The sequence below is a fragment of the Streptoalloteichus tenebrarius genome, assembly GCF_024171885.1.
Lineage (GTDB): Bacteria > Actinomycetota > Actinomycetes > Mycobacteriales > Pseudonocardiaceae > Streptoalloteichus > Streptoalloteichus tenebrarius.
Genome location: NZ_JAMTCP010000046.1, coordinates 45,681 through 55,014 on the forward strand (window position 1 = coordinate 45,681; position 9,334 = coordinate 55,014).

Sequence of the window (9,334 nt, forward strand, 5' to 3'; positions counted from 1 at the left end):
CACTCGTCCCGTCCGGCGCGGTGACCGGGCGGCGGAAATCTGACACCACCGAACCGCCCGCCCTCGGCGGCGATCTCGTCGTCGCCGAGGGCGGGTCGGCGGGACGGCCAGGCAGCCCACTCCTGAGTTCACAGCGCGGACAGGCGGAGATCCCCCATCCCCCCGTACCGGACGCGACCGGACGAGAACGCGACCTCAGCGCCAGTGGCGGACGTCACCAAACGCTCCTGAGGATTTGGAGGGCGGGGATGGTGGGGAACCCGGATGCGGACGTCCTTTCCCCGTTTGTCGAGTCCTCACCGCCGCGGCAGTACGGAGTGGTTCATGACGGAGACCAGCAACGCGTGCCAGGGCACGGCGTCGCTCGCGCCGAGGACGCCGACCTGGCTGGTCTGGGCGAACCTCCTGATCCTCTACGTGCTCTGGGGTTCCACGTACCTCGCGATCAAGGTGATGGTCCGCACGGTCCCGCCCCTGCTCGGGACCGGGCTGCGCTGCCTGGTCGCGGGCCTGCTGCTCTACGCCTGGTGCGCGCTGCGGGAGCGCAGACCGCCGACGGTGAGCCGCGCGGAGCTGGCCGGCGCGGCGACCTCCGGCGCGTTGATCCTCGGCGTCGCCTTCGGACTCCTGGGGATCGCGGAACAGACCGTCCACTCCGGACTCTCCTCGCTGGTCGTGGCCACCGTTCCCCTGTGGACGATCGTCCTCAGGCTCCTCCACCGGCAGCCGGTCCCGAGGTTGGCGCTGGCGAGCCTGGCGGTCGGCTTCGGCGGCGCCGTCCTGTTGCTGTTGCCCACCGCCGGCGGCTCCGTGCCCGTGTTCGGCCTGGCCCTGTTGGTGGCCGCCGCCGTGTCCGAGGCCGTCGGGCTCTTCTACACCCCTCGGCTGCCCGAACCGGCGGACCCGCTGCTCGGCGCGGCGCTCCAGATGACGACCGCCGGTGTCCTGCTCCTGCTGGCCTCGGTTGTGGTCGGAGAGCCCGTCGACGTCGGGGCCTGGTCCGGCGAGTCGCTGATGGGCCTGCTCTACCTGATCGGCCCGGGCTCGGCGGTGGCCTACGTGTCGCTGGTGTGGCTGCTCGGGAAGGTGCCACCGTCCCTGGCCAGCACCTACGCCTACGTCAATCCCGTGGTGGCCGTCGTACTCGGGGTGGCCTTCCTGTCCGAACCGGTGCAGGCGGTGAGCCTCCTCGGCGCCGGGCTGATCATCTCGTCGGTCGCGCTGGTGGTGCGCGCCGAACGGAAGCCGGCCTCCTCCGAGAAGGCGTCGTCTGAGGGCTGAGCGTTGACGGCCGGGTCGGGAGCGGCGGGCGTCAGGGCACGTTCTTCCTGGGTGGGCCGCCGCTGGTGAAGGCCGCCACCGGCGAGGTCGTCACCGCCGAGGAGCTGGGCGGCGGCGCGCTGCACTCACGCACCTCCGGCGTCACCGACCACCTGGCCGAGGACGACGCGCACGCCCTACGACGTCCGTGAGGTGATCGCGCGGATCGTGGACGGCTCGCGGTTCCAGGAGTCCGGATGGAATGGTCGCGGAAGCAGAGCCGTGGAGGGGAACTCGGCCCATCCCCTCCGGTGCCGCGAGCGAGCCGTTGGGCACGGGCGACGCACGGGGTGTCTCGTTCTCGTACACCGCATCGGCGCGGTGATGGTCGCCGTTCGCTGCCACGAGTTCGCCAGCCAGCACGTACGCTCCGACCAGTGCCATGGTGGTGCCGACGCCGGACGTCGGCGAGGCGCAGTCGGCGACGTCCCCGGGCAGGGCCGTCCGGCCGTGCGCCCAGGTGTTCAGATGGGCCCGGCTGATGCGACGCGGGTTCCCTTCGGCAGCCGCGCTCTCGTGACCGAAACACCCTGAGACGCACCCGACTCGCGACCACGCGGGCCGTCTCGGCCACGGCGTCTCCGGGGTCCGTCCGGGCCGATCTGGCGGTGATCATTGTTCCCGACGCGGCGCAGGAGACTCGGTGTCCGAAGTGGACGCACCGCGACGGGCGCGCAGCGCGCGCACCCGGCCTCGACTCGCGCAGGCGGGGGACGGGCACCAGCGCCGTCGTCCCGCCGGATCGACGAACACGCCACGGCAGTCGTGTTCCGGACAGCACTTCAGGGCGTGCCGGTCGGCGCCGGTCAGGTGGTCGACGGCCTGGCGGGCGATCCGGGCGAGGGCGGCACCGGCGGTCGCGGGGGGCTCCCGTCGCAACCGGTCGCCCGTGCGCAGCCGGATCTGTTCGGGGTGGCCGGTCAGGAACGCGTCCAGTTCCGCGACGGCGTCGGCCGGTGGCGGCCGCTCGTCCACGGCGGCGAGCGCGAGCAGGCGCAGCGTCTCCCTCAGGCGTCGTGCCTGGTCGAGGTCGTCGTGGTCCGGCGCGCGGACCGGGGAGAGTTCGCACCGCTTCAGCCACTCGGCGAACCGTTCGGGAGTGCTGAGCCGCTCCACCGGGTTCGGGCTGAACGTGCGCCCCCGGGTGGCGAGCAGGTTCAACCACACGGCGCCGCAGTCGAAGCGGAAGGCGAGCGCGTCCTCTTTCCCCACGTCGGCGAGTGTAACGCCTCGCTCGTTACGCGTGCTAGGTTGCTGTAACGCGTGAAGCGTTACACGTTGCGACTCACGACGAAGGGCAGGACCGATGACGACCGACCAGGCACTGGCGGAGCGGCTGACACCGGCGCGACTGGACCGCGAGGCGGGCTACCGGACGCTGGACCTGTTGCAGGACCAGGCGACCCAACTCGCGACCCTGCCCGGTCTGGAGCAGGTCGTCCCCGGCTTCGCCGACTGGGTGATCACCGCGCTGTTCGGCGGCACCTACCAGCGCGAGGGCCTGTCCCCGCGTGACCGCCAGCTCGTCAACCTCGGGGCGCTGACCGCGCTCGGCGGGGTGGACCCTCAGTTGGCGGGACACGCCAGGACCGGGCTGCGGGTCGGCATGACGCGCCAGGAGATCCTGGAGGTCTTCGTCCACCTGGCGCCCTACGTCGGCGTGCCCAAGGCACTGGCCGGACTGCGTGTGGCCGCGGCAGCACTCGCCGACGCGGAGGAGGAGTCCCGGGCGGCCGAGAAGGCCGAGGAGACGGGGGAGTCCGGGCGGCAGGCCCCGGCGCGGAGCGACGCGCGATGACCGTGATGTCCGGGATGTCCGGGATGACAGAGATGCCGGGGATGGTCCGGACCGTGCTCGGCGACATCCCACCCGAGCACCTGGGTGTCTGCGACGCCCACGACCACCTGTTCCTGCGGTCCCCGATGCTGCCGGGACAGGAGCTGGACGACCCCGCAGCGGCGCTCGGCGAACTAACTGCCTTCGCGGCGGCCGGTGGAAACGCCGTCGCGCAGTGGACTCCGTGGGGAATGGGACGGCGCATGGCGGATCTGCCCGAGCTGTCCCGGCGCTCCGGAACGCACATCGTGGCCGCGACCGGGCTGCACCAGGCCAGGCACTACGACGCGGCCGAGCTGGCCAGGCTCCGCGACAGCCTGGCCGAGATGTTCGTCCACGAGCTGACCGAGGCCGAGACGAGGGCCGGGATGATCAAGGTCGCCGGGGCGTTCCACCACCTCGACCACCACACCCGGCACGTCATGGCCGCGGCCGCCCACGCGCACCACGCCACCGACGCGCCCATAGGCATCCACCTGGAAGGCGGCACCGCCGCGCTGGACGCGCTCGACGTCCTGTGTGGAACCCACGGCGTCGCACCGCACCGCGTGCTTCTGGGACACGTCCACCGCTTCCCGGACCCCGCCATCCACCGCCAGGCGGCCGAGACCGGCGCCTTCCTGGTCTTCGACGGACCCTCCCGCGCCCACCACGGCACGGACTGGCGTCTGATGGACAGCCTCGCTGCGCTCGTCGACGCCGGCCACGCCCACCAGGTCCTGCTTGGAGGCGACACGGTCACCGCCAATGCCAGGTCCACCGCTGACGGACCCGGCATGTCGTTCCTGCTGACCGGCCTGCGTCCCCGCGTCGAACGCGAACTCGGCGCGGACGTCGCGACCGCGATCTTCGTCCGCAACCCGGCCCGCGCGTTCGCGGTGAACTGGCGCGACACCCTCCACTGACCCACAACGACCACGCCCTGACCACAACCGGCTAGGGCCTGTCCCCAAGCCAGATGAGCAGGGTGGCCAGATGGCGTGATCACGTGGCTCACGGTGCCCGTCGCACGATCCGTCCCCTGTGGAGGGTGCGGAGTGCGGCGCGCTGGTGGTGTGCTGGTGGGTGGGCGCACGGTGTTGGAGCCGACCGGGACCTCTTGGTCGCGTTCGTTGTGCACCTCGGCGATCACCGCACACCTGTCGCCAGAGTGGTCAGGGTTCCGGCGCGTGATCACCGTCAGAACTGGTTGTCGTCACCTCTCCCAGGATTGGCCTCTGCGTTCCGGCAGGTCACGCCGCACCCGTCTTCGCCGTGATCAGCCATCTTGTTGGTCATCCGGTGCCTCACCGGTGGGAGTCCTTTCGCGTCGAAGGCGGGCAACAACGGATCGATCTGCCGCGCTCGCCGGTCACCGTGCGCGCGTGCCACGCCGCAAGATCGCACCAGTCCAGCCACACCAGCTTTGAGGACACTAGAGGGCCGGGCAGTGAGGTGAAACCCGACCGTGTGAGCGGTCGGGCTTCGCGGTTGCGTCCTGACCCTGGCTGACCACCGCACGGCCCGCGCGGCAGAGCCCGGCGTCGAGCCGTTGCCCGTCCTGTTCGAGAACCGCGCGCTCATTTGTCCTCAGTGGACAGACGGGGAGACTGTCGCATCGCTGGCTCCAGACCCTCCGGGTCAGGGGGTGCGCAACACAGTTGATCAACGAGGAGGTGGGGGCTAGCCTTCGAGCGGCCATTTTGGTTTGGGGGGAAAATTGCGCACCAGATTGTGCGGGGTCGCCGTCGTGTTCGGGATCGCGGTGACGATCGCGGGGTGTGGCGGTGAGTCCGCGCCACCGCCTCCTCGCTCGTGCGACACGGAGCAGGCGGCCGTTGCCGCGGCCGAGACCGCGAACACCGCCGCGGACAACGCGTCGAAGGAGGCCAAGGGCAAGCAGGAGGCGGCGATGAAGGCCGCTGACGCCGCCAGTGCCGAGGCCGACGAGGCGCGCAAGGCCGCCAAGGAGGAGGCAGCCAAGGGTGACCACAGCGCCACGGGCAGCGCCCGCTCCGCCGAGGCCTTCGCACGGTCGACCAGGGCGATCGCCAAGCACACGCAGGCCATCGCGGACCGCGCACAGGCCCGCGAGGACGCCGACAAGGCCCAGGGCAAGGCCACCGAGGCGGCGACGGCGCTCGCCGAGGCCCGACGCAAGCTTGAGGACTGCCGCAAGTAGCCCGGTCCGCGCCCGCCGCCCGCTGTCGGTGGCGGGCGTCCCACCACATCGCCCGGCTCTCGACAAGCAGCATTGGGCTGTCTCGCTCGGCCGCCAGGTGAACGCGTGGGCGAGGGGAACCGCCACCCGTGGGCGTCACAACCCGTCACGGCATGGCGGTCTCCACCGCCTCACGCCTCCCTGTCAGGCCACGTCGAGCGGTTGTCCACGCAGAGCCCGAGCCCAAGCGCGCTCGAACCCCTCAGCGCTGACGTGCGATGCCACGAACTCCGACCGCGTGTTGATCTCCACGAGCGGAGGGACGGGGACCTCACCCAGGCCCGTGCGGCCCGTCTCATGCTCCTCGTCTCTTCTCCTCTGCCGTCTCCGGTCTGCCTCGGCTGGAAGCCTGCCCGCCGCCCGCATCCGCTTTCGGAACGGGGAGCGCCGCTCAGGTCTGCCGGACATCCAGACGCAGCGAGCGCGGGCCGAAGATCCCGAGTTCGTAGAACGTCGGGCGGGCGAGGGAGGAGATCCGGAACACGGGGAACCGTTCCAGCGCCATGGGAAGCGCGATCCGCGCCGTCAGGCGCGCCAGCGCCGCGCCGAGGCACGAGTGGACGCCATGCCCGAACGCGATGTGCGGGTTGGGGACGCGGGTCGGGTCGAACACGTCGGGCCGGGGGATCACCCGGCCGTCCCGGTTGGCCGAGAGGATCCAGGCGAGCACCATCTGGCCCCGGGGAACGCGAACGCCACCGATGAGGACGTCCCGTGTGGTGAGTCGGCCGACCTGCGTGAAGGGGGAGCGGTAGCGCAGGACCTCGTCGATGGTGCCGTCCAGCAACGCGGGCTGCCGGCGGAGCGCGCGCAACACGTGGGGGTACTCGGCGAAACACAGCATCGCGTTGCCCAACAGGACGGTCGTGGTGAGATGGCCGGCCAGGAAGAGGAGCCCGGCGAAGGCGACGATCTCCCTGTCGGTGAGCCGCGTCCCCTCCAGTTCGGCGTGCGCGAGGTCGGTGAGCAGGTCCTGCCTTGGGTACGCGCGTCGTTCCGCGACCTGGTTCAGCAGATACGCGTCGAACTCCCGGCGGACGGCCTGGACGGACCTGAGCGCCGCCAGGTCCATGGGACGGTCGGGCCGGTCGGGGGAGGCCGCGATCTGCTTCTCCGACCACCGCCGCAGCATTCCCGTGTCGGAGGCGGGAAGGCCGAGGAGCGCGGCGATCACCCGCAGCGGCAGGGGGTACGCGAACTCGCGGACGAAGTCGATGTCGGTCCGCCCCCGGAGGTCGTCCAGCAGGTCCCAGGCGATCACGGCGATCCGTGAGGACAGTCCGGCCACCGCCTCGGGGGTGAACGCGAGGCTCACCAGCGCGCGTAACCTCCCGTGTTCGGGTGGGTCGGTGAGCATCACGTTGCCCCTGGCCGATGTGCGGCTGTCTGGCACCACCCGGGTCACCTCCGAGGAGAAGGTGGCGGTGTCGGCCATGACCTGCCGCACGTCCTGGTAGCGGAACACCTGCCAGATCCCCGTCCTCGGGTCCTGGCACACGTGCGCGGCTCCGCGCATGGCGCGGAGCCAGGCCAGCAGGGCCGCGCCACCGTCCCGCACGCTGGGCGGTGTGGGCCGTGGTGCGACGTTCACCATGACTGCGCCGTCCCTTCCTCCCGGTCGTCCGTCGGGCCGCGCCACCGCACGCGGCGCGGCCGAGCGCACACCCGCCTCGCGGCACGGGCGACGCGAACCGCGCCAGCGCAACTCACGTGAGCTGTCCGCGGGTCGACGCCAGAAGGCGGACGATGTTGTTGACCACCCGCACCGGCGCGGGGAGTCCTGCGGTCCCCAGAAGACCGCGCATAATTTCCAGACCCGATCTGCCCGGTCAACCGCGAATACCGCTCCAGTGGTCGCGTCGCCGGTGTGAGGAGCATCAGCGCAGCGAAACAGAACGACATGTCGGGGTCAATAATCTCGGTGGATGGCTTCGGTGCGCGAAGGAACAGAACGCGTCGGCGGTGTGGCGGCTGGTGGTGACGAAACACGCGCTCTCCTGATCGTGGAATGGGTCGCCCATGCTCCGTCGGAGTGACTCGGCGCGTTCCTCCGTCCGCCACATGGATGACAGCGTGTGGGGACCGTGAATCCTCACTGGCGCGAATTCCCACTCCAGGCGTCACCTCCTCCTTCCTCGGGAGCCGCCAGAGGCGGAGGCGGCTCGGACGGGCGCCGCCCACGAGCGCCCGTCCGAGCGGCATGCCGCCCTCTACCTCGGCGGCGACGACGCCGAGCTGGTGCAGGGGTGAGCGACGCGGTCAGGCGTCGGCTCCGGCTCGGCGTCGGGACGGATGCTCAACGCATCTCGTGCGGACCGGTTTCCTGTTTCCTCTGGCGAACACGGCCGATTGCCCCCATCGCCATTCGGCGGACACCGACGGTACCGGCGGTCTCCGTGCCGTTGCGACCTTTCACGCTGGACTGAAGATATGCGCCCGGCGCGCCTTCTCACGACGTCGGGGAGCGTGTGTTCGACCGGGCCCTTCCACCGTTCGGCGGGTAGCGCGTCCACTTGGCCCAAGGGCATGCTGAGTTTGCCGGACAGTGACCCAGGGGGCGGGGTTCGCGCTGGTCTCGGCATGCGTCCATCGACTGTCGGTGGGGAGGCCCGACCGTTCGAACGGGGGGAACGGATGCTGCGCATCATCGTGGGGCCCGCTGATCTGCGTCGAATCCGACTCGTGCGCGAGGCCGACTCGCTCGTGGAGACGGTCCTGTCGTTGCGCCGCGAGTCCGACGAGCGCTCCCCGCGCTGCCTCCGCTGGCAACGGGCCACGTTCCCGGATCTTCCCGTGGCCGAGGTCCTGTCGGGGACGAGCTGGGACCTGGTGATCGACAGGGCCGCCGCCGTCGGCACGGGGTCGTGCCCGGGGCTGGAGTCCCGGTTGTCGAGGCTGCGCGGCGTCGCCGACCACTCGCCGCTGCTCGCCTCGGCCATCGTCCACTGGTGGCACACGGTCGTCTCGCCCGACTGGGCCGGGATCACGACGGCGGTGGCGGGCGAACTGGCCGCGCAGGCCGCGCTGTCGGCCACGGCCGGCGCGACGAGCGTGCTGGGGCGGACGCACCGGTCCGCGCGGTGGTCCTTCCCCGTGCTGGAGATCGAGAGCCCGCGCGAGACCGAGTGGCGGCTGCGCGGGCGGGGAATGCTGCTGATGCCGACGGCCGCGCCGGTCGGGGAGGTCATCCTGACCGGCGCGCGGGGCGGCGTGCCGGTCCTGATCTACCCGGTGGACCTCGCGGCCGAGCGCCCCCACGGCAACCAGGGGGACGGGGCGTCGGCGCTGGCCAGGCTGCTCGGGCGGACCAGGGCGACGGTGTTGGAGTCGATCGGCTCCGGGTGCTCCACGACGGTGTTGGCCGGCCGGATCGGCATGTCTTTGGCGTCGGCCAGCCAACACGTCGCCGTGCTGCGGGGCGCGGGCCTGGTCACCACCACGCGGGTCGGCGCCTCGGTCCGGCACACCCTCTCGCCGTTGGGTGAGGAGCTGTTGGAGAGCAGCCGGCGACCGTCCACATCAGACAATGAGGATGTGTGTCAGGGAACGAGGGGTTAGGCGCCCCCTTCTCCTCTCCTGCCTGATCTTTCCTAAGGCGACGCGCCTCCCTCCTGCGACCACTGTGCTAGGGGGTGTCCGCAAAGTCAGGGCAGCCAGAGTCGTAGGCAGGCGAGAGTGACCATGGCCTGATAATGCCGGGCTCGTTTGTCATAGCCAGTGGCCAGGGCCTTGTTGTGCTTGAGCCGGTTGAAGCAGCGCTCGACGACGTTGCGACGCCGGTAGGCCACGCGGTCGAGCCGGCATCTGCTCTCACCCCTGCGCGGACGGCCGTTGATCTGGTCGATCCGCTCCGGGATGGCCGCTGTGATGCCTCGCCTGCGCAGGGAGGAGCGGATCTTCGTGGACGAGTAGCCCTTGTCCGCAACGACCAGCGCGGGCCGGGTCCGCGGGCGGCCTGGCCCGCACCGTGAGAGGCG

At 71.2% G+C, this 9,334-nt stretch carries 9 protein-coding genes and 1 pseudogene; 6 read left to right on the top strand and 4 right to left on the bottom strand.

The window, feature by feature from the left end; all coding sequences use genetic code 11:
- Positions 1-324 precede the first annotated feature (324 nt).
- Entirely contained in the window at positions 325-1,281 is a 957-nt protein-coding gene (locus tag LX15_RS27055) for an EamA family transporter (protein ID WP_253672731.1), read from the top strand.
- Positions 1,282-1,313: 32 nt separating this feature from the next.
- Positions 1,314-1,512: pseudogene (locus tag LX15_RS27060) on the top strand (carboxyl transferase domain-containing protein); the annotation flags it as partial.
- 420 nt (positions 1,513-1,932) lie between these two features.
- Here LX15_RS27060 and LX15_RS27065 read toward each other — a convergent pair.
- Positions 1,933-2,532, bottom strand: a complete 600-nt coding sequence (locus LX15_RS27065; RefSeq protein ID WP_253672733.1) for a CGNR zinc finger domain-containing protein — start codon at positions 2,530-2,532, stop codon at positions 1,933-1,935.
- A gap of 94 nt (positions 2,533-2,626) precedes the next feature.
- Here LX15_RS27065 and LX15_RS27070 point away from each other — a divergent pair, with 94 nt between their 5' ends.
- The 3 genes from LX15_RS27070 (at position 2,627) to LX15_RS27080 (ending at position 5,318) form a co-directional block, all read left to right on the top strand.
- Positions 2,627-3,118 carry a carboxymuconolactone decarboxylase family protein gene (locus LX15_RS27070; RefSeq protein WP_253672735.1) on the top strand — a complete coding sequence of 164 codons (492 nt, stop codon included), beginning with the start codon at positions 2,627-2,629 and terminating at the stop codon, positions 3,116-3,118.
- Positions 3,115-4,062: a phosphotriesterase family protein gene (locus LX15_RS27075; RefSeq protein ID WP_253672737.1), complete on the top strand. Its 948-nt coding sequence runs from the start codon at positions 3,115-3,117 to the stop codon at positions 4,060-4,062. The genes LX15_RS27070 and LX15_RS27075 overlap by 4 nt, the downstream gene beginning before the upstream one ends.
- Before the next feature lie 794 nt (positions 4,063-4,856).
- The gene (locus LX15_RS27080; protein ID WP_253672739.1) at positions 4,857-5,318 is read left to right on the top strand and encodes a hypothetical protein; all 462 of its coding nucleotides are present in this window, start codon (positions 4,857-4,859) and stop codon (positions 5,316-5,318) included.
- 183 nt (positions 5,319-5,501) lie between these two features.
- On the opposite strand, the gene LX15_RS33715 is transcribed toward LX15_RS27080, so the two are convergent.
- Both LX15_RS33715 and LX15_RS33305 read right to left on the bottom strand, forming a co-directional pair.
- The gene (locus tag LX15_RS33715; RefSeq protein ID WP_372502799.1) at positions 5,502-5,765 is read right to left on the bottom strand and encodes a DUF6881 domain-containing protein; all 264 of its coding nucleotides are present in this window, start codon (positions 5,763-5,765) and stop codon (positions 5,502-5,504) included.
- Entirely contained in the window at positions 5,749-6,915 is a 1,167-nt protein-coding gene (locus LX15_RS33305) for a cytochrome P450 (protein ID WP_253672741.1), read from the bottom strand. The genes LX15_RS33715 and LX15_RS33305 overlap by 17 nt, the downstream gene beginning before the upstream one ends.
- A gap of 1,076 nt (positions 6,916-7,991) precedes the next feature.
- On the opposite strand from LX15_RS33305, the gene LX15_RS27090 reads away from it, so the two are divergent.
- Entirely contained in the window at positions 7,992-8,915 is a 924-nt protein-coding gene (locus tag LX15_RS27090; RefSeq protein ID WP_253672743.1) for an ArsR/SmtB family transcription factor, read from the top strand.
- 86 nt (positions 8,916-9,001) lie between these two features.
- Here the strand turns inward: LX15_RS27090 and LX15_RS27095 are convergent.
- Positions 9,002-9,334 (bottom strand): transposase (locus tag LX15_RS27095; protein WP_253672745.1); only part of this gene is annotated, 333 nt, incomplete at its 5' end.